Source organism: Vibrio mexicanus, assembly GCF_001012815.1.
Lineage (GTDB): Bacteria > Pseudomonadota > Gammaproteobacteria > Enterobacterales > Vibrionaceae > Vibrio > Vibrio mexicanus.
In genome coordinates this window covers 62,439-89,003 of the sequence record NZ_JYJP01000041.1, presented here as the reverse complement: position 1 = coordinate 89,003, position 26,565 = coordinate 62,439, and the positions used below count along the sequence as shown (strand labels likewise).

At 44.3% G+C, this 26,565-nt stretch carries 26 protein-coding genes and 3 pseudogenes; 9 read left to right on the top strand and 20 right to left on the bottom strand.

Annotation, left to right across the window (positions count from 1 at the left end):
• Positions 1-79: 79 nt before the first annotated feature.
• Complete coding sequence (gene soxR, locus UA76_RS07140) at positions 80-523, bottom strand: redox-sensitive transcriptional activator SoxR (RefSeq protein ID WP_047044342.1); 444 nt, start codon at positions 521-523, stop codon at positions 80-82.
• Between the two features lie 92 nt (positions 524-615).
• On the opposite strand from soxR, the pseudogene UA76_RS07135 reads away from it, so the two are divergent.
• A pseudogene (locus UA76_RS07135) lies at positions 616-1,832 on the top strand (MFS transporter).
• Between the two features lie 158 nt (positions 1,833-1,990).
• Here the strand turns inward: UA76_RS07135 and UA76_RS07130 are convergent.
• The 3 genes from UA76_RS07130 to UA76_RS07120 all read right to left on the bottom strand — a co-directional run bounded on the left by UA76_RS07130 (position 1,991) and on the right by UA76_RS07120 (position 3,533).
• Positions 1,991-2,434: a hypothetical protein gene (locus tag UA76_RS07130; protein WP_047044339.1), complete on the bottom strand. Its 444-nt coding sequence runs from the start codon at positions 2,432-2,434 to the stop codon at positions 1,991-1,993.
• A gap of 175 nt (positions 2,435-2,609) precedes the next feature.
• Positions 2,610-2,876, bottom strand: a complete 267-nt coding sequence (locus UA76_RS07125; protein ID WP_047044338.1) for a hypothetical protein — start codon at positions 2,874-2,876, stop codon at positions 2,610-2,612.
• Between the two features lie 294 nt (positions 2,877-3,170).
• Positions 3,171-3,533, bottom strand: a complete 363-nt coding sequence (locus UA76_RS07120; protein WP_047044336.1) for a DUF3316 domain-containing protein — start codon at positions 3,531-3,533, stop codon at positions 3,171-3,173.
• Between the two features lie 744 nt (positions 3,534-4,277).
• On the opposite strand from UA76_RS07120, the gene UA76_RS07115 reads away from it, so the two are divergent.
• The 5 genes and pseudogenes from UA76_RS07115 (at position 4,278) to UA76_RS07095 (ending at position 6,917) form a co-directional block, all read left to right on the top strand.
• On the top strand, positions 4,278-5,231 hold the full coding sequence (locus UA76_RS07115; RefSeq protein WP_052771975.1) for a LysR substrate-binding domain-containing protein: 954 nt from the start codon (positions 4,278-4,280) through the stop codon (positions 5,229-5,231).
• Positions 5,232-5,251: 20 nt separating this feature from the next.
• Positions 5,252-5,581 carry a DMT family transporter gene (locus tag UA76_RS07110; RefSeq protein WP_084705483.1) on the top strand — a complete coding sequence of 110 codons (330 nt, stop codon included), beginning with the start codon at positions 5,252-5,254 and terminating at the stop codon, positions 5,579-5,581.
• 28 nt (positions 5,582-5,609) lie between these two features.
• On the top strand, positions 5,610-5,804 hold the full coding sequence (locus UA76_RS07105) for a hypothetical protein (RefSeq protein ID WP_047044333.1): 195 nt from the start codon (positions 5,610-5,612) through the stop codon (positions 5,802-5,804).
• Between the two features lie 99 nt (positions 5,805-5,903).
• A pseudogene (locus UA76_RS07100) lies at positions 5,904-6,124 on the top strand (VF530 family protein).
• Between the two features lie 370 nt (positions 6,125-6,494).
• The gene (locus tag UA76_RS07095) at positions 6,495-6,917 is read left to right on the top strand and encodes a DUF3010 family protein (protein WP_047044331.1); all 423 of its coding nucleotides are present in this window, start codon (positions 6,495-6,497) and stop codon (positions 6,915-6,917) included.
• A gap of 252 nt (positions 6,918-7,169) precedes the next feature.
• Here UA76_RS07095 and UA76_RS07090 read toward each other — a convergent pair whose 3' ends face one another.
• The 6 genes from UA76_RS07090 to ahr all read right to left on the bottom strand — a co-directional run bounded on the left by UA76_RS07090 (position 7,170) and on the right by ahr (position 12,542).
• Complete coding sequence (locus UA76_RS07090) at positions 7,170-7,751, bottom strand: tyrosine-type recombinase/integrase (RefSeq protein ID WP_047044329.1); 582 nt, start codon at positions 7,749-7,751, stop codon at positions 7,170-7,172.
• A 115-nt stretch (positions 7,752-7,866) separates the two neighbouring features.
• Positions 7,867-9,015 (bottom strand): iron-containing alcohol dehydrogenase, encoded by a 1,149-nt coding sequence (locus UA76_RS07085; protein ID WP_047044327.1) that lies wholly within the window; start codon positions 9,013-9,015, stop codon positions 7,867-7,869.
• Positions 9,016-9,168: 153 nt separating this feature from the next.
• Positions 9,169-9,465: a Dabb family protein gene (locus UA76_RS07080; protein ID WP_047044326.1), complete on the bottom strand. Its 297-nt coding sequence runs from the start codon at positions 9,463-9,465 to the stop codon at positions 9,169-9,171.
• 71 nt (positions 9,466-9,536) lie between these two features.
• Positions 9,537-9,938 carry a PaaI family thioesterase gene (locus UA76_RS07075; protein ID WP_047044324.1) on the bottom strand — a complete coding sequence of 134 codons (402 nt, stop codon included), beginning with the start codon at positions 9,936-9,938 and terminating at the stop codon, positions 9,537-9,539.
• 85 nt (positions 9,939-10,023) lie between these two features.
• Entirely contained in the window at positions 10,024-11,499 is a 1,476-nt protein-coding gene (locus UA76_RS07070; protein ID WP_047044322.1) for an aldehyde dehydrogenase family protein, read from the bottom strand.
• Between the two features lie 41 nt (positions 11,500-11,540).
• Positions 11,541-12,542, bottom strand: a complete 1,002-nt coding sequence (ahr, locus tag UA76_RS07065) for an NADPH-dependent aldehyde reductase Ahr (protein ID WP_047044320.1) — start codon at positions 12,540-12,542, stop codon at positions 11,541-11,543.
• Between the two features lie 155 nt (positions 12,543-12,697).
• Here ahr and UA76_RS07060 point away from each other — a divergent pair, with 155 nt between their 5' ends.
• Positions 12,698-13,609, top strand: a complete 912-nt coding sequence (locus UA76_RS07060) for a LysR family transcriptional regulator (RefSeq protein WP_047044317.1) — start codon at positions 12,698-12,700, stop codon at positions 13,607-13,609.
• A gap of 198 nt (positions 13,610-13,807) precedes the next feature.
• Here the strand turns inward: UA76_RS07060 and UA76_RS07055 are convergent, their stop codons facing one another.
• Positions 13,808-15,379 (bottom strand): ABC-F family ATP-binding cassette domain-containing protein, encoded by a 1,572-nt coding sequence (locus tag UA76_RS07055; RefSeq protein WP_047044315.1) that lies wholly within the window; start codon positions 15,377-15,379, stop codon positions 13,808-13,810.
• Positions 15,380-16,010: 631 nt separating this feature from the next.
• On the opposite strand from UA76_RS07055, the gene gloA2 reads away from it, so the two are divergent.
• Entirely contained in the window at positions 16,011-16,397 is a 387-nt protein-coding gene (gloA2, locus tag UA76_RS07050) for an SMU1112c/YaeR family gloxylase I-like metalloprotein (RefSeq protein ID WP_047044313.1), read from the top strand.
• Between the two features lie 30 nt (positions 16,398-16,427).
• Here the strand turns inward: gloA2 and UA76_RS07045 are convergent, their stop codons facing one another.
• From UA76_RS07045 to UA76_RS07010, 8 genes and pseudogenes are all read right to left on the bottom strand, one after another.
• On the bottom strand, positions 16,428-17,228 hold the full coding sequence (locus UA76_RS07045) for a Cof-type HAD-IIB family hydrolase (RefSeq protein WP_047044312.1): 801 nt from the start codon (positions 17,226-17,228) through the stop codon (positions 16,428-16,430).
• 133 nt (positions 17,229-17,361) lie between these two features.
• The gene (locus UA76_RS07040) at positions 17,362-18,393 is read right to left on the bottom strand and encodes an efflux RND transporter periplasmic adaptor subunit (RefSeq protein WP_047044310.1); all 1,032 of its coding nucleotides are present in this window, start codon (positions 18,391-18,393) and stop codon (positions 17,362-17,364) included.
• A 48-nt stretch (positions 18,394-18,441) separates the two neighbouring features.
• On the bottom strand, positions 18,442-18,840 hold the full coding sequence (locus UA76_RS07035) for a hypothetical protein (RefSeq protein ID WP_420340902.1): 399 nt from the start codon (positions 18,838-18,840) through the stop codon (positions 18,442-18,444).
• A 219-nt stretch (positions 18,841-19,059) separates the two neighbouring features.
• On the bottom strand, positions 19,060-19,410 hold the full coding sequence (locus UA76_RS07030; protein WP_047044308.1) for a glycine zipper family protein: 351 nt from the start codon (positions 19,408-19,410) through the stop codon (positions 19,060-19,062).
• Positions 19,411-19,473: 63 nt separating this feature from the next.
• Complete coding sequence (locus UA76_RS07025) at positions 19,474-20,193, bottom strand: hypothetical protein (protein ID WP_047044306.1); 720 nt, start codon at positions 20,191-20,193, stop codon at positions 19,474-19,476.
• Between the two features lie 105 nt (positions 20,194-20,298).
• A complete protein-coding gene (locus tag UA76_RS07020) occupies positions 20,299-21,138 on the bottom strand; it encodes a LysR family transcriptional regulator (RefSeq protein ID WP_047044305.1) in 840 nt (279 codons plus the stop codon).
• A 91-nt stretch (positions 21,139-21,229) separates the two neighbouring features.
• Positions 21,230-22,908, bottom strand: a pseudogene (locus UA76_RS07015) (amidohydrolase).
• 45 nt (positions 22,909-22,953) lie between these two features.
• Positions 22,954-23,835 carry a LysR family transcriptional regulator gene (locus tag UA76_RS07010; protein ID WP_047044302.1) on the bottom strand — a complete coding sequence of 294 codons (882 nt, stop codon included), beginning with the start codon at positions 23,833-23,835 and terminating at the stop codon, positions 22,954-22,956.
• A gap of 183 nt (positions 23,836-24,018) precedes the next feature.
• On the opposite strand from UA76_RS07010, the gene UA76_RS07005 reads away from it, so the two are divergent.
• On the top strand, positions 24,019-25,215 hold the full coding sequence (locus UA76_RS07005; protein WP_047044301.1) for an MFS transporter: 1,197 nt from the start codon (positions 24,019-24,021) through the stop codon (positions 25,213-25,215).
• Between the two features lie 106 nt (positions 25,216-25,321).
• On the opposite strand, the gene UA76_RS07000 is transcribed toward UA76_RS07005, so the two are convergent.
• Positions 25,322-26,554 (bottom strand): iron-containing alcohol dehydrogenase, encoded by a 1,233-nt coding sequence (locus UA76_RS07000; protein WP_047044299.1) that lies wholly within the window; start codon positions 26,552-26,554, stop codon positions 25,322-25,324.
• Positions 26,555-26,565: the final 11 nt, after the last annotated feature.

Below are 26,565 nucleotides of genomic sequence, written 5' to 3'. Positions count from 1 at the left end.
GCTAATGCACTTGGAATCGAGTTGTCTGTGTTGTCTTGTGAATACCCCAAACGTAAAAGCTCCGGCCGATAGGAGCTTTTCACGATTCAGCATTCGTGCTGAGCGTTAGATTCGAGCCCGAATGGTCTCGGCCTAATACATCTTCTGGATTGCGGAGCGCACAGGTTTCCAACGATAAACAACCACATCCAATGCACCCACCCAAATCATTTTGCAATGCTTTAAGCTTTTGGATCTTTTCTTCAAGGAGCTCATGCCAATGAGTCGCCATGGTTTCCCACTGTTGTTTATTCGGCGCTTGATGTTTGGGTAACTCATCCAACGCGAGCTTTATCTTATCCAACGACAAACCCACTTGTTGCGCCGCTTTAATGACCGCCACGCGGCGCAATACACTTCGATGATATCGACGCTGATTCCCTTGGTTCCGCCAACTCGAAATGAGTCCTTTTTCTTCATAAAAGTGCAGAGCAGACACTTTCACCCCTGCCCGCTTCGCCACTTCACCGACGCTGATTTCCATTCCCTTCCCCTGTCTCAAAAAAAGAACTTTACCTCAAGTTAGGTTGAGGTTTTAAGGTAAAACCACGTTAACAGATTGAGCAGAATAAAACGATGAAAAATAAATCACTTCCATACTTAACGGGCAGATTCTTCGACAGCATCTCATCAGCCTTTTCATGATGGCTCTACCTTGGGTGATGCTATCAGAGCCAAACATGGGCACCTTTGTCGCGATGGTCGCCCTAGCTTGTACCGCGGTCACATTCCTAACAACCCCCTTTTTTGCCACCCTTACCGACCGCCACTCAAGAAAACAGCTATTGGTTTTAAATCAATGGATTCAAGCAGGAACTGCGTTTGTTGTAGTGATTGCCTATAGGGTTGGGGTCGACTCGCATTGGTTGTTGGCGGCCGCTCAATTAGTGTTTTGGGTATCCAGCAGTTTTGCGTGGACCACCAACAATGCCTTTACCCAAGAGAACTATCAACAGCATGAATACGCTAAAATATCGGGGCAGCAAGAAATTGTCATGCAATCGACCACGCTAGGTGCGGGAGCTTTGGGTGTGGTATTGCTCGAGTGGTGGGAATGTGGGAATTTGCCCTATTCGCCGCAGCCGCATCTTCTCTCTCTGCCCTGTGTTACATGGTAACGCCCTATACTCAGAAACTAAGAGAGAGCCGCACCACTGCGTTTATGGATCAACTCAAAGAGAGTAAGCAAATATTCGCTAGGCAACCAACCTACTTTGCTTTCATTTTGCTTTCTTGTTTGTCTTACCCAATCTTGACCTACTTAGGAAAACTAGTGCCTATCTGGTTTGCGGAGCAAGGGATCTCTGGTGATTGGTATGCCGGATTTAATATCAGCTTCGGACTCGGTTCTTTGATTACTGGCGTGATCGTGACCAAAATTCTAAATCAATACCGCCCAACCAATATTATTGTGGTCTCGATGAGTATATTAGTGGTGACCTTAATGGGCATGAGCTTGGCCGTTAGCCCCGTAACAATCTTGGTATTCACTGCCTTATTCGGAACGTTTAACGCACTGAACCGCATTTCGAGAATTAATTGGATGCATCAAACCGTCTCGGTTCAAGAACGAGGCCGAGTGGATGGAGCATCGCCATGTTTGCAACTACTGTACAATCTTTAAGTTATGTCGCCATCGCCCTGCTCAGTCACTACGGCTTAACTAAACATGGATTTACCTTGCAGCCGCAACTCTTTTCATTGCCGTCGTTATCATGTGGATTTTAAAAAGAAGGCTTGCTCAGGGTGAACAGGAAGAACTTGAACCAGCATTAGACAGCGCTGTGTCTTAATCTTGAGTCTGAACATGTGGGTGGGGCAGTTCTTCTAACTTGGAGTTGCCCCTTTATAAGCCAGTGCAGAGTTAGACTTGACTTTAAATCCAGAAATTTGACTTATTTTTGTACCAGTTCAGGTGTGGATATTTCGACTTTTTCTGCTGTGTGAAGGGTTACAGAGGGTCTAGATGGCATATAGACTTTAAGTCTCCTCGTATGCTGTTTTTAAAAGTCGATTCATTTAAGACGTAGTGCTGATCATAAATCGACACTTCGTAGAGCATAGAGGACTTTGAGCCACCCAAGACTCGGTGAGCTAAGTCTGGCTTCATTTTAAAAGCCCTACCCGTGAAATGTAGCGTATCATCAAGTGCAATCGAACCTGAATTGTTCAGGGTGAACCCAAGATAGCCGACAACCAAATGGTCAATGAGAAAGTCTTCATAGGCATTCCCTCCACTAAAGCGCCATGAAAGCAATTGCTTACCACTGAATAGTTCAGAATGTTTTACCTCAAAAGGGGGGAAACATTTGGTCTGTAGTTTTTCACTAGACGAGCAAGCGGTGTATAGCAACGCGATAAGGGAAAATAAGGTGATCCACTTTATCAACTTCATGTATTAATCCCTCTTGCTCAGCGAGTGATTCGATTTAGAACAACGAATTTATCAAAGTTCTTCTTCTTTTTTTAGCCGTACTGCTCTCTAAATAATTTAGGTCTAGAACCTTCATGGGACGACTTCTAGCTCACATTTGTCAAAAACCATCTCAAATGAATTTCTCATTCCGGAACTATTTTACGCGCATCAGTTGATGCTTAATGTCACCGAGATCGAACACGACAACTTGTGAGCACTTCATCGCTTCGACTTGTTGGAGCATTGAGTCACTGTAGCCTTTACGTTTCATCCATTGCAAAGGCGTAGTAAACGAGTCCTCGTTAACGACAAAAGATTCCCCATTTATGTGTCCAGTATCGATACGCACCACCCACATACGAGCACGAAAGTCTAAGACATCGCTCACCGCTTTTCGAAACTTTGAGAGTAAATTAGACATGTAGGTAACCCCAATAACTGCAGGTCGCTACAATAGCATTTATCTTTTTCGAGATGAACTAAACAGAGATGGGATGGAAGGGCTAATCTATCGCGAATAAATGTGAAATGAAATCGGATGAAGCCAGTCAACTCATTGACTGGCATTCGGTGTGTATTAGATTGGTGTTACTTCATTGATACTTAGAGCTAGAAGCTTCAACATACTTTAAGGGCTCACTTCAAAGTGTCGCTCAATGAAGTTAGCCCCTATGAGCTTTACCTATGGATGCCAGCGACTATCACAGGCATTGAACTAGCGATTATTTTCCGCCTTTAGGTAACTGTAGCTCACATTAACCAAGCCCTTATAACGAACCTCTCCGTCATCATTCATATACTCTTGAGCAACGATATAGGAGTCATCTTTTAGTGTGACGCTATTGTTTACCAAGTGAACTGGCATCACACCTAGTTCATTTTTTAGTTCTGCAGGCGAGCTTGCTTTTAACTCGTCGAGTATTAACTGTGCATTTTCGTATGCGCTCTCTTTACTGTCTACACTTTCTGTCGCGAGCGTCTTGTTACCTTCATGAGACACATGCAGTGGATGAGCAAGCGCTTGGCTACCAGACATAACAAGAGCAGAAGTAAGTAAAATTGTCGTTAGTTTATTCATTGGGATACTACCTTTAGCAATAATTTAGTTACACGCTTAGAACTGAGCGATATGACGTTTAGGGTTCTGTCGACTCCCAGCTCTGGCGCTATACAAACTCCCTTTCTAAACCAATGTGGATTTTGGTTAATAAATGAGTACTTTTACTAAGAACTCATCTCTCACTTCATTGGCTCTTTGTTGAGTGGCAGTGGTTCAAGTATGCGGCTAGCCCTCGCTAGCTTAGTACTGCTCCTCTCAATCCATGGAAAGTATTCTCGCTGAATTTAAGTGAAGTAAAAATAAAACTAACTTTACTTGTATTATTCATGGGATTTATCTGTTCTAACCTCACTATACCCATAAGCTAGCCACACTGCCGGATTTCACTCACTTGGCGCAAACCAAATTAAAGTCTCTATGTCACTGTCGTCCAAAAACGAAGAGAGGACGCTTCATTGAAACGCCCTCTCTCATACTTATTGAATTTAAACAGCGGGGGCCAATCTTGGCTCCAAGCTCCAGCTTTCTTGAGGCCAGTTGTTGCGTATTGCCAGTTAGTTTGCGATATAAGTCAATTCTGGAGAATTAAGTAAAAATTACATTAAACGTATTTTTTATTTAGTTTGACTAAAGTGTTCGTACATCCATTCGTCATTTTGTTAAGTAAAACTACCGTCACTTTACGTTCATCAAACTGCAAAACTGGATAACTACCGTGAGCATGCCTATCCCAAGTAAGAAATGAATACGAGAACTCTGTTAATGCTTCCCCCATTAAAATCTCTTGTCGCCTTTGAGGCTTGTGCTCGAAATCAGTCCATATCGAAGGCGGCGCAAGAGCTGCATGTCACGCAGGCCGCGGTGAGCCAACACATAAAAACGCTAGAGCAGTTTCTTGGCTTTGCATTGTTTAACCGCGAACATAGACGTCTTACGTTATCTACCGCAGGGCAAAAGTATTATCCAACGGTTCATCAATCTTTGTTTGCGATCCGTAATCAAACACAAGCAATGACACACAATAATCAAGCTCAGCAACTCACCATCAAGGTTAATACATCTTTTGCGTACTTTTGGTTAGTGCCAATGCTTGAAGATTTCTACCGTAAACATCCTTACATCAATGTTCGCTTACATACAGACGACTGGCCTCAGCTAGAAGACAACCACTCAGAAGCCGACATCGAGATAGTCAATGGTCAGGGCAACGAGAATCAATATGGTGAACTGATCTGTAAGGAATACTGGGTCGCTGTCTGTTCGCCGAGTTTTTATGAAGCCCACTGCGATCAGATTCTGTCAGGCGCTTTTGACCAGTTGCCGGGCATTTATGTTAGAGGTTATGCCGAGGGCTGGCCTGAGTGGTTGGCAACTCATGCTTTCAGTTGCCCCTCACCTAACCGTCAGTACGAAGTAGGCAGTACTATGATGGGCTTAGAACTCGCCGCTAAAGGTGCAGGGGTGATGCTGTGTCGCTCCCTTAATGCAGTACCTTTGCTTACAAACGGCGAAGTGATAGCGTTGAGTGATAAGGTCATGAGCGCTGCCGATTGTCATTATCTGTCGTATAATCGCCATCAAGCGCCGCCAAAGGTGACCCTGTTTACCTTGTGGTTCAAGCAACAGTTGTTAAAGAAACGGCCTGAAGACTTATTTTTTAAAGCTCTTGAGGCATCACAGCATCATCAAATAAACTCACGCGTTTCTACATCTTAAGACAAACTTTGGAGTTAATATTGCATTACCTAATACTCAGTATCGCCATCATTGCCGAAGTCGTGGCCACCAGCTTTCTTGCCAAGACAGAGGGCTTTAGTAAACCACTCCCTACCCTCATGTGTTTAGGGTTTTACGCCATCGCGTTTGCTTGTTTAGCGCAAGTGGTGAAAGTGATGCCAGTGGGTATTGCTTACGCAATCTGGTGTGGCGCTGGAATTGTATTGGTGGCAAGCATAGGTTGGCTTGTATTCGGGCAAAAATTAGATTTGCCAGCCATTATCGGCATTGGCTTTATTCTCACGGGCACAGTGATTGTGAATGTGTTCTCCAAAGCCATCAGTCATTAGTCATTAGTCATAACAAAAGGAAGTGCACATGAAGAAACTCACGACTTGGAGCCCATTACTCTTGGTTGGATTGGTGTTGATAGCAAACGCATGTGTATTGCTTGTTATGGCACTGTCTGTACCTATGAATCAATTTTTTGGCGTCGCCATAGTGTGTTTGGGAAGCGGTATCGCGCTGACCATTGCGGGTGCTACCAAAATGAAAAGACCCAAAACGAGATGATTCCCATCCACAGATTAACCCCAATTCACTTTTCCCCAACAGGCAATCTTGATTCTGTTAAACTTAGCGTTGAATTAAGTACATCAGGAATACCTCAACATGAGCCAAGAACAGCCAAATAACCCACTGCATGGTTTGACCCTTGAGAAAATACTCGTTCGTCTACAAGAACACTATGGCTGGGAAGCTTAGACGCCGAGATTCAAATCAACTGTTTCTACAACAACCCGTCGATTAAATCTTCGCTAAAATTCTTGCGTCGCACTCAGTGGGCGAGAGATAAAGTCGAAGCGCTTTATATTGAGACGTTTTGCAAGTAATTATTGTCTGGAGCTACACCTCCGCTCCAGACAACAAATACTGATTTAGACTAAAAAATTCCACTACAACTATAATGTCCTCACTGTATTTGATCATCGCCAACTTGGTAGTTTGTTAACGCTGAATTGACCTGTTCAAAAAAGTAGCTAATTTAGCGGCAGGCTATCCCTTAATCGGACATGGACATTTTTTATCAGGTAGGCCTCTATATTGATAGCTATTTAGGACGGTTCCCTTTGCGTTTAGTCATAGTGGCACAGAACAAGCACGCCATATCCTTAGTTTTTTTCACTTATACGCGCCCCTTGGGATGGTGCTTGTGGCTGACAACTCCTATACTCTACTCCTCATCTATAACAAGGTAATAAAATGAAAATTTGTGGTGTTGAACTTAGTGGTAATGATGCGATTATCAGTCTACTAACCCTGTCTGATGGCGTCTTTAATATCCCTGACTGTCGCGTGGCAAAAATTTCCATCGGCGATGCAAATGACACTGAAAAAATGAAGCACTTTCAATTCTCATTTTCAAAGCTGATGCAGGATTATCAGGTTGAGCGCGTTGTGATCCGTCAGCGCCAAACCAAAGGTAAGTTTGCTGGTGGTGCAGTGGGTTTCAAGTTGGAAGCAGCGATTCAGCTTATTGATGGACTAAAGGTAGATGTGGTTTCTCCAGCAGAAATCAAAGAAGGCCTAAAGCGCAACCCACCTCCAGTGGCTTTTAAAGAGACGGGTCTAAAGCAGTATCAAGAACCTGCATTTATGGTGGCCTACGCCTGCATCATGAAGTAGTACAACGCTCCAATATGAACGTGTGTAAAAACCGATAGCGCGTCTATCGGTTTTTTTGTGCGTGATGTTTACTGATTTGAGTACTGCCACTTTGTTTTTTGCCTTGGAGGCAGTGTGGCCTCATAGACAGAAGACAGCAACTGTCATTTCATGGCTACTGTCACTATGTTGCTCAGTCAGCACACTTTTGGACATAAACTTGACAGAATAAATACTCTAATCTGTGTACCTGTTATAATTAATTCTTATCAATCAGCTCTCAATTTCTTCGGATAAACGCAAGGCATCCTCCAATTCAACACCTAAATATTTGATGGTATTTTCGATCTTTGTGTGCCCGAGTAAAAGCTGAATCGCTCGAATATTTTTAGTCTTTTGGTAAATCAATGTAGCTTTGGTTCGGCGCAGTGAGTGAGTCCCGTATAGATCAGGGTTATGACCTAAAGCAAGTACCCAACTACGAATGATTCGGCGGTAATATGAGTAGCTCAAAGGCTGATTGGGCTTTCGTGGACTTGGGAAAAGGTAGTCTGTAGGTTGAAGCTCTTGATCTTTAATCCAATGGCTCAGTGTTTGTTGAGTCTTTTGAGTAATTTCGAAATGGACATCATTACCAGTTTTCTTCTGAACGTATAGAACACGAGAAAAAACCAAGTAATTTGACGATACATCAGCCACTTTTAATGATAACAAATCACTAGAGCGCAGCTTACTGTCTATTGCTAGGTTGAGCAAACTCAGCTCCATCAGGCTATCATTTATCTCTAAAAGAGTTCTAATTCGCCAGATTTCCTCCAATCTGAATGGCTTTTTTACTCCAGTTTTATGGTCCATTTGCTTTTCCTAGAGTTTACTACCTAGAGTAGCTTCATTTGTCTGCGTTTTGCCGTGACTATTTAGTCACGGCAAAACGGCAATATTTCAAGCTCCCATAATTCGTATCGATTGATCAGATGATGGCCTCATCTAATATCTCCCTAATCACACTAGGAGTCACCGTTCCATTTTCGGTGAGAGCCGTCATGCCAAAGTGCTCAAGTTTTCTGACCACTGAATTAATAGCTTCAGACTTACTGCACCCATAGTCTTCCAGTTTTACTGGTAAACCCAAACTCACATAAAACGCTTCAATTGCATCGATGGTTCGCTCTGCTAAGTCAGGACTGCTTTCGAATCCGAACACGTTACGTCCCATTTGCTCTAGCTTCCCACGTTTATATTTGATCTGATTTCTTAGTAATGAGGGCTGAATGATCGAAAGTGAACGAGCATGATCAACATGCCAAATCGCTGTTAATTCATGTCCAATCATGTGAGTCGCCCAATCTTGCTCAACACCAACGGCAATAAGACCATTGAGAGCTTGGTTCGCTGCCCACATTAAATTTGATCGCCAAGTATCACTGTCACGATCTTGATATGTGTCACCAAGAATTTTTAATGTTTTCAATAGTGCTTCGGAATAGCCATCTTGAACCAACGCTCCCCTCGGCTTCGTAAGGTACTGCTCGCAAACATGGACCCATGCATCTGCAATACCATTCACTAACTGCTTTTCTGGTAACGTCTTCATGACATCAGGATCCATTACAGCGAAGCTAGGTTGAACACATCCTGCTACAGAGGTTATTTTTTCATTGGTCTGAGCCTTGGTTATAACAAAGCTGGTGTTAGATTCAGAACCTGTAGCTGGAATGGTAAGGATAACGCCAATCGGAAGCGCTACTCTTGGCCGATACCTGCCTGTCATGATATCCCAACCATCACCATTATAATAAGCAGCGGCTGCGGCATATTTTGAACCGTCAACGACAGAGCCGCCACCAACAGCCAGTATGAAATCGATCTTTTGCTCTTTGATTAGCGCAACCGCTTCGTCCATTTTCTCTTTTGTTGGATTAGAGCCAACTCCTGAAAACTCCTGCCAATCATAGCCTTCTAAAGCTAGAGCGATCTGTTGATATACGCCATTTTTTTTAATTGAACCACCACCATAGATAACCAGTACTTTTTGCGACTTATCTATCATGTGGGAAATACTGTTAATTTGTTTCTGTCCGAACAGAATTGTGGTCGAGTTTAAATAAGAAAATCTCATCGTTACATCCTTAATTCGTTCTAATCGAACCTAACTAAATCACCTAAGTTTTAGTCGTTTATAAATGTCATCATTTGTCGCAATACTTCAAATGCTCTCAATCGTTTAAAAAGTTCTACAAATGATGGCAACTTATATCCCACGATCTGAAACTCAGACTGCACAATCAAAAACAAGCATATCTTCGAGAATAGGCATGCAGATCTGCTTAATCGATTCATGATCTGGATGCGGTAAATAGCTGTCACGAGCATCTTTATTTTCGAACGTAAGCTGAACAATATGTGTAAAGCCCTTATTCATCCCTTCAGGGCTTTGATCTACACCTGAATCTACAGATGTAATACCATCAATTTTGCTTGGTAGAGATTCCATTTTAGAGAGTATGTCGCTAATTGCTTGTTGTTCTGCGTCAACTTTAAACTTCAACATTATAATTCGCTTGATCATATTTAACCCTTAATCTCGCATCATATTTTTAAATTCTGTATACGCTCATACATGATTAATCGCACGCAGCGTTACTTCGGGATGACGTATGTCCCAGTCGCATGAGCGACTAAATCTCGACTCAGTTCGGAATAAATCATTACCTCTCCATAAGCATTTTTTCGACCTAACTTAAGCACTCTACATTCAGCGATAATGTTTTGACTCGCACCCGGTTTCTTCAAGAAATTTATATTTAGGTTCGACGTTACCGCCATTGTCGCGAGATGACTTTGATATAAAACGGCGACATAGAGTGCCGAGTCAGCGACTTCCATTAGGACAGGCCCAGAAACCGTATTGCCGGGGCGAGTATGTTGTTCAAGAATGATTCTCTTAATTATGACCTGCTCTTCACTCACAGACAGTATTGAGAAATCTGCTTGTGCAAACTCATCATGAAAGAACTGCTCCAAATCTGACTTACTTATCATTGTTACCAGCATCCTTACCTTTCATGTAAACAATATTTAAAAAAGCAGCTCAAACTGCAAGTCTGAGCTACTCTAACGAATAGTATTAGTCTAGAGAGACATACACTGATTTGTTTTGAGTATAAGCCTCCATCGCCTCAATACCCATTTCACGACCAATACCCGATGCTTTATAGCCACCAAATGGTAAAGCGCTGTCGAACTGGCCCCAAGTGTTTACCCATACCATTCCAGCTTCCATGGAGTGAGCAACACGGTGTGCTCGACCTAAGTTTTGAGTTTGAACACCCGCAGCTAATCCATATTCCGAGTCATTTGCCAATGAAATTGCCTCTTCTTCAGTATCGAATGGAATAACTGCCAGAACTGGTCCGAAGATTTCTTCTTGAGCAACACGAGAATCATTATCGACATCAGCAAGAATTGTTGGCTCAAAATAGTATCCTTTACCATCAACAGTCATAGGTTTGCCACCCATTACCAATCTAGCACCATCTTCAAGAGCAATATCGACATATTTAGCACAGTTATCACGAGCACCTGCATCAACTTGAGGACCAAAGGTTGTTGCCATATCTAATGGATCACCAATAACTAGACCTTTTGTTGCTTCAACCAGCTCAGTAAGTACTTCGTCATAAACACTGCGCTGTACTAACAGACGAGTACCAGCCATGCAGAACTCACCTTTATTGAAGAAAGCCGCTAGACTCGCATTCTGAGCAGCTTGCTTAATATCAGCATCGTCAAAGATGATATGTGCTGATTTACCACCTAATTCAAGAGTCACTTTCTTAAGCGATTCCGAACTTTGTTTAAGAATGCCTTTACCAACTTCCGTTGAGCCTGTGAAAGCAACTTTCTTAACTTTTGGATGCTCAACAAGTGCATTACCAACCGTACGGCCTGAGCCAGTTACAACATTGAATGTACCATCTGGTAGACCTGCTTCTTTAAAGATCTCAGCCATACGTAGTGCCGTCAGTGGAGTTGCTGAAGCTGGCTTATGGATAAACGTATTCCCCGCAGCCAAAGCAGGTGCAATCTTGGTGCAAGACAAGATCATTGGGAAGTTAAATGGTGTAATAGCCGCAATAACACCAAGCGGCTCTTTGCGTGTGTAAGCCAGCGGCATATTCCCAGTTTCAGATGGTGTTACTTGTCGAGTTGCACCACCCAGTTGGCCACTTGCTACACCTGCATAAAAATGGAAAAGGTCAGCAATGAACTGGATATCGAAATGACGAGCAAATACTAATGGTTTACCCATATCCATTGACTCTAAAGCCGCAAGTTCATCGGCATTTTCTTCAATTAAATCACCAATGCGATTTAAAACACGAGCTTTATGATGTGGCCCCATTTTGCGCCACTCACCATTTTCAAATGCTTCATGTGCTGCGTCTACTGCGTCATTTACATCACCCAGTGTCGCCTGAGCGACTTTCATGATTTCTAACTCAGTCGCTGGGTTAAATGTCGCAGCTACCGCACCGTTAGAAGCATCACGCCATTGACCATTAATGAACAATTGGCCTTTTGGAAGTGTTGGTGTATTCATGCTTGTTTCCTTAATAATTCTCAGTTGTTCAATAATTTCAATTAGCGCTCAAGCACAACACGGTATCGAGCCTTACCGCTTTTGACTCGTTCAATCGCGTCATTGATATCGTCAAACTTGAACAGCTCAATTACTGGCTTAATATCGTGATGAGCAGCAAATTCAAGCATTTTCTCGATGTTTGCTGGGCTACCTACTGGCGATGCAGAAATAGTTTTCTGACCAAAAATCATTGGCATAACTGAAATGTCAAGTGGTTCCGTTGTTGCACCAACAAAATGTAAGCGACCTTTTGCTTTCAGAGTGGATAGGTATAAATTCCAATCAAGCTTCGCACTGACCGTTGAGATGATGTAATCAAAACGACTTGCTGCTTTAGCGATATCTTCAGGATCACGAGAATTGATCGTGTCTGAAGCGCCAAAATCCATCGCTTCTTTTTTCTTTTCTTCAGAGCTTGTGAACGCAGTGACTTCGCACCCCCAAGCTTTCATAAATTGAATGGCGAGGTGCCCAAGGCCACCAATACCAACAACTGCCACTTTATCTGTCGGTTTAATATCAAATTGAACTAATGGGTTAAAAACGGTGATACCAGCACAAAGTAGAGGACCAACAGATTGAGGGTCGAGAGAGGCTGGGATAGGCATAACGGCAGAAGCGTTCGCAACGACTTTTTCAGCAAAACCACCATCTCGACCTAGCATTGTAATTTCTGCACTGTCACACAGGTTGTGGTCTCCACCCATACAGCTTGAGCAAGTATGGCAGTAGTCACTGTTCCACCCTAGGCCGACCTCTTGACCAATTTTAAGATTGTGGACATTTTTACCTACAGAAGAAATCACCCCAAAAACTTCATGGCCAGGCACTAATGGGAATTGGGTTAAACCCCACTCGTTCTCGAGCATGCTGATATCTGAATGGCAGACACCGCAGTATTTTACGTCGATAACAACTTGATCTTGTTTTAACGCTGGTAATTCACGCTCTACGGCAACCAATGGTTGGCCCGCACTTTGTGCTGCATATGCTTTGTACATTTTTTGCTCCTAACACTTATTGACAGCGTTTTCTGCTCTTTTCTGAGCCATTCGTTAATGATTGAAGTTTAAATGCTGTCACTAGTGTTTTGTAGACGACAAACATCGACTAGACTGTTAGTCTGTATCTAACAGTGGCAAGAGAATGAGTTAATATGAAAGGATCGACCTACAGTCAGCTCACTATATTCCAAACCATAGCAAGTGAAGGGAGCGTGAGAGGAGCAGCCCGTAAACTGGAAATGGCCCCACCTTCTGTGAGTCATGCACTGAAGCAACTAGAGACTCATGTAGGGGTCCCTTTGTTTACGCGTAATACACGAAGAATTGAACTGACTGAAGCAGGCATTTTGCTACAAAAGCGCACAGCCACTGCGATCACGAACTTAGACTATGCAGTAGAAAGTGTTAAGGACCTCGGTGAAGATCCTTCAGGAAAAGTCAGGATTACTTTACCGCGCTTTGTATTTAAATTTTTCTTAGAGCCGATCTATGCAGAGTTTTGTCTCCGATACCCAGATATCCAACTAGAAATCAATGTATCTGATGCGACACTCAATATAATCAAGGAAGGGTATGATCTAGGGATACGTTTTGGGGACAAAGTTGAGCAAGAAATGGTCGCACGACAATTAACGCCCCCAACACAAGAAGCCTTGTTTGCTTCAAAAGACTATATCGAAAGATATGGCTTACCTATTTTACCCAGTGATTTACACGATCACCGCTTAATCCAATATAGATTTTTAACTTCCAATGAGTTGCGGCCTTTAACGCTCGTGAAAAGTAACGAAACGATAACCGTGGACATGCCTGTCTCGTTAATTGTAAATGATACATACGCCGCTGTTGATGCTGCGGAGAAAGGGTTGGGAATTGGGCGCATCATTGCGCCATTAGTTAAAGCGCATTTTGATGATGGGCGACTCCAGCCCGTGCTACCTTCATACTGGACACCTTATCCTGGCTTCTATCTGTTTTATCCGCAACACAGCCAAAAAGCTCGTCGAGTAAGAGTATTTATTGATTTCTTGCTTGAGAAGAGTCGTGAAACCCCATTTTGGTAGCTGACAGCACAATGATTAGAAAAAAGTAGGCTAAATATTCATCTGTCTAGTCACACTGGTAAGTGCGCTAGCACGTTTCGGGGCAAAAATGAGCTTTGGCAGCCCGTCAAATCCGATATCTTTGGGGTAACGAATCTGACAGACCAAGTTCAAACTAATCTAGCTTATACCTAAGGCAACCTCAGTTTTCATCCGCAATTAGGTTAGGCTTAACTCTCTTATAATCCCTGACTCCTGCGCAAAGTCACTATCGTGACTAACTAGAATGAATCCCCCTTGATAGCTTCTTAGAGCCTCGGCCAATACGCCTTTTGATTCCATATCCAAATGATTATCTGGCTCATCGAGGAGCAGCAAAGGCTGGTCTTTCTGATGACTGACAATCAGCATAGACAGCTTCATTTTCTCGCCACCACTCAGTACCTTTCCATGATGAAATACCGAATCCCTGCGAAATCCAATTCCCGCTAACAAAGTTCTTGCATCGCTCTCTAAAAGCCCGTCACATTGACGAGTAAGATTCTCTAACATCGTCCATTCAGGATGAATCAATCCGAAATGTTGGTCTAGATAGAAAAGCGGCGTATTCACACTCAGCTCACCTGCTATTAACGATAACTCGCCAAGAAGCACTTTGAGGAGCGTTGACTTACCACTGCCATTTCGCCCCTTTAAGCGCACTTTTTCATTGGCACCAATGGCGAGATTGAAAGGCTGACTGTTGGTGAACGGCAACTCCGCATTCACAAGATTGACCACACGCCGTGACTTACTTAGCTCCCCTTGCATGTGAAGCGTTTGACGAGCAAGCTGCTTTTGCCTTTCTTTAAGACTTTGAGACTGATCGTTTAAATGCCCCATTCGAAGTTGTTCGCTTTTCAAACGGTTGGAAACTTTCGCTGTGGCCTTATTTTTCATTGCATCTAAAAGGATTTTGGGTTGGCTGCCATCACGTCGCATCTTGTTGCCTTTAGCCGCACGTTGCTCCGCCTTTTCTCTGTTCAACTGAGCTTGTTTTTCAAGATGTTTTTTCTGCTTAGCGACCTCAGCCAAGCGTCGTTCTACCGCTTGTTGCTCTGCCTTGTTTTGCTCCAGATAAGCATCAATATTGCCACCAAAAGAACGCAGCCCCAGATTGGAGAGTTCCCATATCTCGCCCACTTCGCGCAATAACTGCCGATCATGGCTAATAAGCAAAATAGCGCCATTGAAGGTTTTCATTGAATCGATCAGCCAGACTTTCCCCTGTTCGTCCAAATGGTTAGAGGGCTCATCTAGAATCAGCAACTCTACGTCGCTTTGGAACAACTTCCAAAGTTGTAATCGAGCGAGTTGACCGCCACTCAACGAGCTACAAGCCTGCTTGGGTTCTGGCGGTAAACCCATGTTGATCAGCTGTTGATTCAATTGAGCTCGGGCTCCCCAATCATCGCCAATAATTTCGAACAATTGAGGTGTGCAATCGCCCTTTTCCACGGCTTCAATCGCTTCCAATAATGTACTTTTACCCAAGAACTCTCCGATCGTTAACCCATTAGGAATCGCCTCTTTAGCGTGTTGCCGATAGACATCAAACGTGGTGGGCTTAGAAATGGTTCCCGTACTCGGCACTAGTTCGCCCGTCATAATTGACGCGAGCAAGGATTTACCCGCGCCATTTCGGCCAACTAAGCCAACACGCCGGTGATTCAAAGAGAATGAGAGTGATTTGAACAGCCAGTCACCATTTTCAAACTGGTGACCGATATTGTGACCTTGTAATACTGGCATAATTTGCTCCTGTCTAACAGGGACATCAGCCGTAGCAGTAGGGTCTGTTGATCTTTCGCGGTTAAATTTTGTTCGGATGGGGACGCCTAGTCAAAATCGTTTTAGGCGCGGCGAAGACTGTGTAGCCTAGTCACTCTAAGCAAATGGTCTTCAACAAAGCATAAAACGATTTTAGGCGCGCAGCCGAACCCTTCGGGCAGCCTTTGTGGTTCATTTCTACTGCGTTATCGGCTTCTCATGTAGGTTAACTACACATCGAAGCCTCTGCCTTGTATAAATTTCCCACAAAGTGCTGCAAAAATCAGCTCGAAAGATTAACAGACCCTAGACATAAATTTATAGATAGATCAACGCAATGCGTTAACCGTCATCAGGTTAAATAAACAATTGAAGTTGCAAAGAGATATCGGAAAGTGAGCTACGCCTACTAACCCTGTAAATCCAAAAAATAAAGTGAAAAGTGGATAACAGGTTTAGTTATTCATATTGGCGTAATCTCCTACAGAAGTGATGGCGCTAAATTAGCCTGTTTCCTACGTTGACGTCAAGTAATCCAACAAGCTATGTAGAGAATGAAATACTTTGATGTGACAATAGTAGTATTCGGTATAGAACAAACAAGGAAAAACGCGTGCAATTAAAGCGGATTCATCATGTCGCCATCATCTGCTCAGACTATGAAAAGTCGAAAGACTTCTATACGAAAATAATGGGACTTAATGTGATAGCTGAAAACTATCGAGAGGCTCGGGATTCATACAAGCTCGACCTCGCCCTGCCAGATGGAGGACAAATCGAGTTGTTCTCCTTCCCAAACCCACCAGCGAGACCTTCTCGTCCAGAAGCCCAAGGCTTACGTCACTTGGCTTTTACAGTGGATTCGGTTAAGGAGTATGCCGACTATTTGGAAAGTGTGGGCGTTGAAGTTGAACCCATCAGAATTGATGAGTTCACAGGTAAGCCGTTCACATTTTTCAATGACCCTGACGGCTTACCTTTAGAGTTGTATCAAGCTTAAAGCTGTATCAAGCATAGAGCTGCATAAAGACTAGTTCAGCACTTCTTGCTCAATGACGGTCAATACACCAGCATCGACATTACTCGGCGCGCCAAAGCGAGCGATCTCTTTTAATTTTGGATGCGCGTTATCCATCGCATATGAGTGGTAGCTTGCCTTGAGCATTTCTAAATCGTTCAAGTAGTCACCAAAGCTCATAGTTTGTTCATGCGTAAAGCCTAATAAATGCTGAAGAAACTCAATAGCCGCACCTTTGGATGCCTCTGCATTCATCACATCGAGCCAAATTTTCGCGCTCACCACCACTTGGTGGCTTTCGCCAAACGCCTGATTAAACGAAGGGAACACATGCTTTTCTGTTCCATCAAAGTGGCACACCGCAACTTTGATAAACTCATCGTCCACTTTCAGAAGATCATCAACGTATTGGCAGCGATGGTAGTACTTGGCAAATTCTTTCAGCGCTTGCGGGTCTTGAGTTTCAATGTACGCAGACTTTTTACCGCAAAGTACAATCTGCGCACCTTCAATTGCGCGAGCCTCTTCAATGATGGCCGTAATTGAACTTGAATCCATTCCACAGCTATACACTTCTTTACCATGGTGCATCACCATAGTGCCATTTTCCGCGATGAACATCATGCGGTCTTTTAACGGTTCGAAGGTTTCAATCAGGCTGTAGTATTGACGTCCGGACGCGGCAGCAAAGATAACGCCCTGCTGTTCCAGTTTGTCATAGAGGTCATAAAAACCTTTCGGTAGCAGGCTATTTTCATCAAGGAGAGTTCCGTCCATATCGGCGGCAATGAACTTAATATCGTGTTTATTCATGATTATTGTGTAGGTGATTATTCAGAACATCTGATATACATAAACTACACCGTTAGTCCTCAGAAACAAGCAATATTTTTAGTACAAACAAGAAGAAGAGGCTGTGCCTCTTCTTCTTAAATCATCGCTTCAATTAAAGTGCGAACAAGTATGCTTTAAGCGCCTTCAAACGTACGGTTCCGCCGCCAATAATGTCCATAAACCCTAGCATGTCATGAGGTTTACTAGCCGATACCCAACCTGAGCCAGTTGCCCCAAGAGGAATGGTGTAGCCTTCCGGCTCTTCAAACTCAATCACCACCGTACGACCATGGCTACCCATATTGGCCCCCACATGCCTTTGCACACTCTCTGCTGTACCCCTTACCGAGATTTCAGCTTCACCTGTGTTGGTTGTCACGCTGTTTACTCGGCCTCGGAAAATCTCGCCCGGATGAGAGTTAACAAAGAACTCTGCAAACTGCCCTTCTTCTAAGTTGCGATAGGTTTGGTCGCTTACTCGCATCTCAACAAACTTTTTGCTTGTGTCGTATAAGAACAGGTTACCCGCTCTCGAACCTTCAGCAACATTGACGATGCCAACAACGCCATCAAATGGAGCGCGAACTTCATTGCGATCATTGAGCCATGAACGCTGATTGATGGTGGCGCGAATTGAGTCGGCGTCCGATTGCAGTGCCAGCAAGTCGGCTTCACCACGTTGTATACGTGTATGGAGTTCGTCTCGGTCTTTCTCTGCGCTGAACTCATCAAGTGAAACCAAACGATCGTAGTTCTTTCTATCGATAGCAATTTGTTCTTTTACACTCACTAAACGATGTTCGGTTGCTTTTAAGCTCGCTCTCAAACTGTTGATCTCTTCCTCCGAGTCTTCGGATTCTAGGGTGTAAATCAAATCACCCTCTTTCACTTCTTGGTTGTGCTTAACGTGTATCTCTTTAATTTGTTGGCCGACGAGCGGGCTTAACACTGCGTGCGGCGCTTTAACTGTGGTGCTGTCGGTTAAATCCGCAGGAGACCAGAATCGGTGAGCGGCAAACAGGCTGAAGGCGAGCGCAGCTCCTATTCCAACACTGATCACAGCATTTCGAAGTGTCCACTGAATAACGCCCAGTTTCACCAATAACCAAACGATTAAGATATATGGCAACATGATCTCTTTCATTACAGTGTCTCCTCTTTTGTGCCTTTAATACCGCGAGAAATAATCGTGCTAAGCGCTGCTGATATCGCAACCCAATCGGTGAATGCGATGGCAACGGCGATGACCCACCAAGCCTTGTGTAAAAACAGGCCGCACAGCGACAGTGCAAATACCAGGTTGGCCTGTTTGCTTTTCAGCTTTGTGGACAGCAATCTCGTGCAGTTGCCAAAGTAGATAGAGCACATAGGCGATGACGGAAAATGTAATGAGGAATATCAGCCCCATAAAGAATTCAGAATCGAACAAGCCGATAATCACTGGATGGCCATTTGAGAAGTACTCTTCTGGCAACTCTTTTCCATGAACGGTTGAAAGAAGTGAAAACAGATAGCTGATGGAGAGAAATGAACCAATGATCATTACCCATTTAATAAGTGTTTTACTCGTTTTAATCAGAGCGTTATACATTGTGAAACCTTACGTTAGTTTGAATAGAACTTGTGTCTTCCATTAACGTATAAGGCCGAAACCTTTCGACTCATCCTTGCTTGTTGGTAAATAGATTAAAGGGTTTAAGCACCGCTAAAAATAGAGTCAACTTTGGTAAATATATAAATTCAGTTTATGTTTCGTGGTCTATTATCCTTCTTCACAACAAGCTCAGTTATTTTGGACAATAAGCGTTAATTAATTCAGCGCAGAATAGCCTCTGCCGTTCATGCAGTTACGCATTACCTCATCACGCTCAATTTGATTCTGATGACTCGCGGCATTCTTTGAACCAGCCCCTGACAACACACCTACCGTGGTTCCAATCGCAGCGCCCGTTTTCGCAGCACCGGTACCTTCATGATGGCCAACTTGATCGAGTAGCTCATAACACTGCGCATGGTCTACCGCAAATTCGCTCGGGTCGTATGGGCTTTCATCAAACACTAAGGAATGAGCTGCGGCGTAGGTTGGCAAAGATGCAAAAGCAACAATACCTATCAAGGCTAACGCATTGATGAATTTAGATTTTAAGTTTTTAGCTTCCATGGTGTTCCCCTAATTAGTGGCCATGAAGAACTGGCAACTCCGTCTGCCAAATCTGACAAGTGGTTAGAAATCGTATGAGATACCCAGCGTCCAAATACTGTCGTTTTCAACAATGTTGGACATGCCTGCGGTTGTAGATAGGCTGCCTTCTTGAGTATTAAAGTAGGTGTACTTAACGTATGGCGTCCATTGGTCGATCGAAGTGGATAGAATCACTTCATGCTCTTTGATACGATACGAATCTTGACTAAAATAGAAGTCGCCACCCACATGCGTAAAGCCACCATTAGAACCATCACGGCTCTCGTGGGTGTATTTATAATCAAGGGCCCAGCGTCCCATGTCTAAACCAGCACCAGCAATCATCTGGTTCGTATTGATTGCCGTGTCGCTCAATAGTTCCAATGTTTGGCCTGAACGATTGTAGCCATAGCCCGCAAACAGGTTAAGGTTGTCCGTCGCTTGGAAATCAACAATCGCTTCGATCAACATTTCCTCACCAGTTTCCCACTTACCTAATTCACCATATAAGTTAAGCCCCCAAGCATCAGAAAGTGAAAAGTAATGGCCATAGCCTGCTGCAAGCCAACCTTGATCATCAAATCCGATGAACACCTGGCCGTTTTCCGAAGTATCAATGAGTGCGCCAGCTTCGGTTGTGTATTCACCATTATCGGCAGCGTTAGAGGCGATGTTTTGTTCTAGATAAACTTGTGTTGATGTAGCGAAAGCAGCCCCGCTCAAACACAATAGCGGCAGCGGAAGTAAACGAGATAATTTCATGAGGTTCTCCAGTTATATGACTCACAAGCGAGTACTGGAGATTATTCAGTGGCTGCGATTAACAATAAACACAGCCAACTTTAGGTAAGACATCAATTGAATTTATCAAATAGAAACAGGTAACGCGGATTTGATTGCCTCGCGAACTGTTTGATGTTGTTCATCTTTTGCATAGCGGCGATGAAACAACATGCGAAACGTAATGGGCTGAAGATCGAGGGGAATTGGATAAATATTAAGGCCCAACTGAGGCGCGAGTAGCTTGGCTAATGAACGCGTGGAGGACGCGATGTAATCTGTGCTGCTCGCCAACATTAGCATGGATGATATAGAGCTAGTTTCAATTATAACTGTTCGAGGTTTGATTGGCTTGTCGGAGAGAAAATCAATGGTATTCATCTCTGATCGGCGCAGTTTAAGTGCAATATGTTTCTCGTCGAAATACTGTTCATAAGAGATTGAATCTGAAATCCTAGGATGGTCTTTGCGCGTCAGGCACACCGCCTCATCAACAAACAGCTCTTCTTCAACCAATGAATGGCGTTTGCTTGAAATGACATCTATCACTAGATCGACTTTTTGAGTCGTTAAGGCATCAAAGAGAAACTCTTCATCGAGGGGGGCTTCTATAAAATTTACCCCTTCAATGTTAGCAAAAAATGGCAACATACTCTCCGTACAATAGACATTTAGCTTGTCATTGCTTTCAGCAACACTGGTGATCACATTGAGAGGGTCTTCAATTTTATTCGCGAGCGATATAGCCGCTCCTGTTGGCGCAATTCCTCGACCTTCACGTACGAACAGTGTTTTCCCAACCACCGCTTCCAAACGCCTAATTGCCGCACTCACAGCTGGTTGGGTAAGATCGAGTTCGTCCGAGGCGACCGTAATAGAACGATGTTTAAATACCGCTTGAAACGTTGTCAGTAAGTTCAGATCCAATGTTTGCTCCCATCGTTTTTAAGTTAAACACGATTGATAAAAATACTTTATTCCTAAATGACAAGAACATACAACCTTTTCATTATGTCGCTTATTGGAAGTGTCGAGCATCATACACAAGCTCTCCAGCCAAGATAGTAAACAAGACATCCGTCTCTTTAATACTCTGAGGCGATAGTTGGGTAATATCATCTCTTAGTATCACTATGTCTGCCGATTTTCCGACTGCAAGCGATCCCGTTAGCTCCTCTATTCCAAGGCTCTTTGCGGCGTTGATGGTGTAGGCATCGATGGCAGCATGAATGTTGGGTAATCCAGTTTCAGCCAGTATTACACTGTTAGCGATTCCAACGAGCGGATTAATACTGTGAACATTCCAATCGCTGCTTAAGGTGACGTTAGATTTGGAGTTATACATTGCTTTCACGTTCATTAGCGCCTTGGTGCGCATCGCCCCTAAAAGCCATTGTGCCCATTGATGATCGTGCATCGCCACATAATCCGATCCCACTTGAAAATCTGCAGTAACACCTAACTGTGCAAATCTAGGGACGTCTTCCTGATCGACTAGCTCAACATGGGTTAGCGTGTAGTCCTTATCGATTTTCTGATTTCTTGCTTCTTCGATAGCGTCTAACGACTCTCTCACTGCCCCATCGCCAATTGCATGAATGTGTGCGCCATAGCCAATACCCGCTAAAGCTTGAAGCCACAGCTTCATTTGATTAGGAGGTATGTAATTTAAACCATAGGGCTTACTCGCTAGATAAGTCTCCAGATATGGCACTAACGTTTTTGCTGTACCATTGATAAATATGCCATCGCTGTAGAGTTTCACCTGATTCACAATGAGCATTTTCGAATCGTCAGCGGTGTAAATGCTCTTCAAGTAATCAAGCTGCATTTGCATGTCTTGATCTGGGTAAATCCACGGGCGAACCGAAATTCTCGCAGTTAACGTCTGTTGCTCTTGGGCATATTTCCAGACCTCATACCAACCGCGCTGCCAATACATGCGCCCATCGCCAATTGTCGTGATCCCGTGAGCCGCAGCCTCTTCGAGCCCTGCTAATAATCCTTCATAGCTGCGCTCAAATAACTCACTGTGACTATTCCACGCAAGCTCCATAACAATGTCACCTGCGTTATCGAGTAATATTCCATTCAGCTCTCCACTGACTTCATCACGCAGTATCTGCCCGCCTTGTGGATGAGGAGAGTCATTGGTTATGCCCGCTATTTCTAGCGCAGCACTGTTGACCCACATTGAATGTGATGTTTGCTCCATAATCACAACAGGGCGCGATGGAAAGACTTCATCTAGCACTTCAATCGGCGCCCGTTTGCCATCGCTGTTTAAAACAGATTCCAACGTAAAGCCATAGCCTATTAACCATCCATCATCGAGATCGTTTCGCTTGCATTCAATCAGTAACGGAAACTGCTCCTCCAGTGTTGCCTCAGGCTTAGCTCACAACTGCCACCCAGCTCTGAAGCCGCCTCGAAGACATGATTGTGATTATCAATGAACCCTGGCATCAAAAAAGCGCCATCAGCATCGATGAACTCTGTTGCCTCACTAACAAAGGGGCTAACTTTCTCGTCAGTATCGATCGCGATAATTTCACCGTTTAGTATCGCTAATGAGTTCGCATTGGGGTGCAGATAAATATTGGCATTGGTGATGACTAAAGAGGCGTCTTTTTGCGCGGCAGCAATAGGAAAAGCGACCAAAGACCAAAATAGTGTGGCCAAAACTGGAATTCGCATCATGACTTCCTTGCTCAAGTTTTATGGCTTTAAGTACGAGGCACCTTATAAAGATAGTTTAGGTTGGATAAAGTCGATGAATGCCGAAATTCGCTTCGATACTGTAGAGGATTTGTAATAAACCGCGCTGACTAGCTCACGTCCTGTATCCGTTACCTTTTCTGATTCTAATAGCGAGATCAATCGGTTAGCTTCAAGATCTTTGTTAACCATAAATCCCGATAGGCATGCAATGCCATTACCAGATAGCGCCAGCTGTCGAACGGTTTCACCATTGCTGGACGTCAATGTTGGCGCCAACGCTTTGAAGCCTTTGAGGGGCCAAGCGTTCAGTGATTTCGGTGTGGTAAAACCAATCGTATCGTGTGCACTCAAGTCAGCAACGGATTTAGGCATACCTCGACGCGACAAATATTCCGGTGATGCCACGATGTACAGGGGACTTTTGCCTAGTGCCCTTGCGTGTAAGGTAGAATCACTCAATGCGCCAATGCGAATCGCGATGTCTGTTCGCTTCTCTATCAAATCAACGAAACCTTCGTTAGACGTGAGCTCCAAATCTATGTCTGGATATGTTTGATTGAAGTCGTGCACAAGTGGCACCAACTGGTGGAAGATAAAAGGGCTAGCTGCATCGACACATAAGCGCCCTTTGGGCAGCTCACCTTTAGCAATGATCTCTTCTTCAGCGCTATTAAGATGCGCCAACCCAACTCTAACAGCATCGACAAACTGGCGACCTTCTTGAGTTAACTCAACACGCCTCGTTGTTCGGTTCAAGATAGAAACACCAAGCTGTTTTTCCACTTTGCTGACCGCCCTTGATACTCGGGCAACTTGAATGTCCAAAGCTTCAGCGGCAGCGGAGAATCCTCCGCTGTCTACAACAGTCAGAAGTATTTCAAGGTCATCAGAGCGAGTGAGCATTGTTGTACCTTCTTGTACTTATCAGTTTCAATTATTGCATTTATAGCAAAAATTATTTGTTAAATGCACTGTTTTTCGCAATAACCTAGTCGCGCATAATCCTGCCAACAAAACGTATCTGTGCCATTCATGACAGATGTAGCAAACAAAATAGTTAAGAACCTAATTTTTAGAGATAAGATTATGCCTTTAGCACTTCTCGCATTGACACTCAGTGCCTTTGCCATAGGAACCACCGAATTTGTCATTGTTGGGCTCATCCCCACCATGGCTGCCGACTTAAACGTATCACTCCCTTCTGCTGGCTTGCTTGTCAGCCTCTACGCTCTTGGCGTTGCAGTGGGCGCGCCAGTATTAACCGCTCTAACCGGTAAGTGGAATCGTAAACATGTTCTGCTTTCCGTGATGGCGTTGTTCGTCCTAGGTAACATTCTCGCTTGGCAAGCTCCCGGCTATAACACCTTGATTGTCGCGCGTATTCTGACTGGTTTGGCCCATGGTGTGTTCTTCTCCATTGGTTCTACCATCGCAACAGGTTTGGTGGAGAAAGAGAAAGCCGCAAGTGCGATTGCGATTATGTTCACAGGCCTAACCGTGGCTTTGGTCACCGGTGTTCCACTTGGCACATACATCGGCCAAATTTACGGCTGGCAAGCGACTTTCCTTATTGTTGCAGTTCTTGGTTTGGTCGCATGGATTGGCAGCGCGCTGCTGGTACCATGTAACCTTAAACAGCCGCCAGCGACTCGCTTATCATCACAGCTAAAAGTATTGGCGCATCCACGTCTGTTGTTGGTGTACCTAATCACTGCGCTTGGCTACGGAGGAACATTTACCGCGTTCACCTTCTTAGCCCCAATCTTAGAGGAAGTATCAGGGTTTAACTCAAGCACCATCAGTTTGATTATGTTGGTGTACGGTGTATCTGTGGCAATTGGGAACATCTGGGGTGGAAAAATGGCCGACACAATGGGCCCCATCAAAGCACTGACGGTGATTTTCACCGGCCTAGCAACGGTACTTGTCGTATTCAACTTTACGGCAGTGAACCCAATCACAGCAGTGGCGACTATTTTAATCTGGGGTGCGTTTGCGTTCGGTAATGTCCCTGGCTTGCAAGTTTACGTGGTGAAGTTAGCAGAGAAATACACCCCCGATGCGGTTGACGTGGCTTCAGGGCTCAACATTGCAGCCTTTAACGTAGGCATCGCGCTTGGTGCTTGGGGAGGCGGCCTTATCGTTGCAAACGCAGGCCTGATGCACACACCTTGGATTGGTGCCGTGATTGTTGTATTCGCTCTTTTGCTGACACGACTAAGCGGTTATTTGGACAGTCGTTCAGTAAAGAACGTTGGCATTAAGTCAATTGCAGCACAATAAGCAACACCCAATGAGCAGTCAAAATTAACCAAACTTAATCCGATTAAAGCTGAGCATTTTGCTCAGCTTTTTCAACAGGGACTATGTCACCATAACCCCACCTGACCTAGCGAGCGCTACATAACGCCAAAATGAGTTTTTCACACTCTTCCTGCTGCATGTATTTCGGCACAGGATAGTTCCACTGCGCTTCATTTAGTGCTTGTTTGGCAATCTCTTCGATATGTTCTTCTAGGATGGTATCTAAGTGAGTCGGTAACTTGAGTTTAAGCTGCAGAGCTTTCACATGATCGATAAACGCTTCAGCTAAAGCTAACCGCCCTCCTTCACTATTGAAATTTGCGGACTCAACCGATAAGTCACTCGCTTTAGCCAACTCGGCGAGCCTTTGCACTGCACTACTCTTCGAATATTCCAAAACATGTGGCAAAACGACAGCATTCGCAAGCCCATGTGGAGTGCCATACTTTGCACCGAGCGTATGGGCGATTGCATGGACATAACCCACGCTGGCCTTAGTGAAAGCGAGCCCCGCATAGTAAGACGCAAGCGCCATGTTTTGCCGAGCCTGTGTGTTCTGACCGAACAATACCGCTTTCTCGAGATTTTCATTGATGAGCTTGATAGCCGCTATAGCATATCGATCCGTCTCTTGAGTCGCATTGCGAGATAGATAGGCCTCTATCGCATGGGTCATCGCATCCATGCCCGTCTGCGCAGTGTTCTCAGCGGGTAAGGCCAGCATTAACGTCGGATCGAGGGCCGCTGCAATTGGGACAAGCTTTGGATCCACCGCAGGTGTTTTCGCATGGCTGACTGGGTCGGAAACCACCGCGGCAACCGTCACCTCAGAGCCTGTTCCTGCGGTGGTAGGCAACACAAACAGTGGCGCGGGATCTTTCCAAACTCGTAGCAAACCCACCAGTTTTTTGATGGGCTTTCTATTAGTGGCTGCCGCCGCAATCATTTTTGCGCAATCAATCGAGGAACCTCCACCAATTGCTATCACACCTTGGCATTTTTGCTTTTGGTAGACACTTAACCCTTTCTCTACCGTATGATAAGTCGGATCTGGCACCACTTCTTTGAAGACTTCACTATGAACCCCTACCCGCTCTAGCTCAAAAGTAAGGCGCTTAATAAACCCAAGCTTATTGATACCTTCATCGCTGACCACCAGCACTTTATCAAGCCCCATGATCGAAACCGTGTGGCATAGCTGCTTTAACGAATCTTTGCCGATAAACAAAGTCGGTTTGGTAATTGGCAGTAGCTTTGCAGCCAGCTTGAGGCACTGCATATAGAGCATATGTAACCAAAAATAGATTTTCTGTTCCATCGCCTTAACTT

Coding starts and splice junctions, on each gene's coding strand:
- UA76_RS07075 (WP_047044324.1), bottom strand. CDS start 9,938: ATGATAAGTAAGTCAGATTTGGAGCAGTTCTTTCATGATGAGTTTGCA.
- UA76_RS07060 (WP_047044317.1), top strand. CDS start 12,698: ATGAAAGGATCGACCTACAGTCAGCTCACTATATTCCAAACCATAGCA.
- ahr (WP_047044320.1), bottom strand. CDS start 12,542: ATGTACAAAGCATATGCAGCACAAAGTGCGGGCCAACCATTGGTTGCC.
- UA76_RS07130 (WP_047044339.1), bottom strand. CDS start 2,434: ATGAAGTTGATAAAGTGGATCACCTTATTTTCCCTTATCGCGTTGCTA.
- UA76_RS07040 (WP_047044310.1), bottom strand. CDS start 18,393: ATGAAAGAGATCATGTTGCCATATATCTTAATCGTTTGGTTATTGGTG.
- UA76_RS07010 (WP_047044302.1), bottom strand. CDS start 23,835: ATGCTCACTCGCTCTGATGACCTTGAAATACTTCTGACTGTTGTAGAC.
- UA76_RS07045 (WP_047044312.1), bottom strand. CDS start 17,228: ATGAATAAACACGATATTAAGTTCATTGCCGCCGATATGGACGGAACT.
- UA76_RS07095 (WP_047044331.1), top strand. CDS start 6,495: ATGAAAATTTGTGGTGTTGAACTTAGTGGTAATGATGCGATTATCAGT.
- UA76_RS07035 (WP_420340902.1), bottom strand. CDS start 18,840: ATGTATAACGCTCTGATTAAAACGAGTAAAACACTTATTAAATGGGTA.
- UA76_RS07025 (WP_047044306.1), bottom strand. CDS start 20,193: ATGAAATTATCTCGTTTACTTCCGCTGCCGCTATTGTGTTTGAGCGGG.
- UA76_RS07070 (WP_047044322.1), bottom strand. CDS start 11,499: ATGAATACACCAACACTTCCAAAAGGCCAATTGTTCATTAATGGTCAA.
- UA76_RS07115 (WP_052771975.1), top strand. CDS start 4,278: ATGCTTCCCCCATTAAAATCTCTTGTCGCCTTTGAGGCTTGTGCTCGA.
- UA76_RS07005 (WP_047044301.1), top strand. CDS start 24,019: ATGCCTTTAGCACTTCTCGCATTGACACTCAGTGCCTTTGCCATAGGA.
- UA76_RS07055 (WP_047044315.1), bottom strand. CDS start 15,379: ATGCCAGTATTACAAGGTCACAATATCGGTCACCAGTTTGAAAATGGT.
- UA76_RS07125 (WP_047044338.1), bottom strand. CDS start 2,876: ATGTCTAATTTACTCTCAAAGTTTCGAAAAGCGGTGAGCGATGTCTTA.
- UA76_RS07085 (WP_047044327.1), bottom strand. CDS start 9,015: ATGAGATTTTCTTATTTAAACTCGACCACAATTCTGTTCGGACAGAAA.
- UA76_RS07030 (WP_047044308.1), bottom strand. CDS start 19,410: ATGGAAGCTAAAAACTTAAAATCTAAATTCATCAATGCGTTAGCCTTG.
- UA76_RS07090 (WP_047044329.1), bottom strand. CDS start 7,751: ATGGACCATAAAACTGGAGTAAAAAAGCCATTCAGATTGGAGGAAATC.
- UA76_RS07105 (WP_047044333.1), top strand. CDS start 5,610: ATGAAGAAACTCACGACTTGGAGCCCATTACTCTTGGTTGGATTGGTG.
- UA76_RS07120 (WP_047044336.1), bottom strand. CDS start 3,533: ATGAATAAACTAACGACAATTTTACTTACTTCTGCTCTTGTTATGTCT.
- UA76_RS07000 (WP_047044299.1), bottom strand. CDS start 26,554: ATGGAACAGAAAATCTATTTTTGGTTACATATGCTCTATATGCAGTGC.
- soxR (WP_047044342.1), bottom strand. CDS start 523: ATGGAAATCAGCGTCGGTGAAGTGGCGAAGCGGGCAGGGGTGAAAGTG.
- UA76_RS07080 (WP_047044326.1), bottom strand. CDS start 9,465: ATGATCAAGCGAATTATAATGTTGAAGTTTAAAGTTGACGCAGAACAA.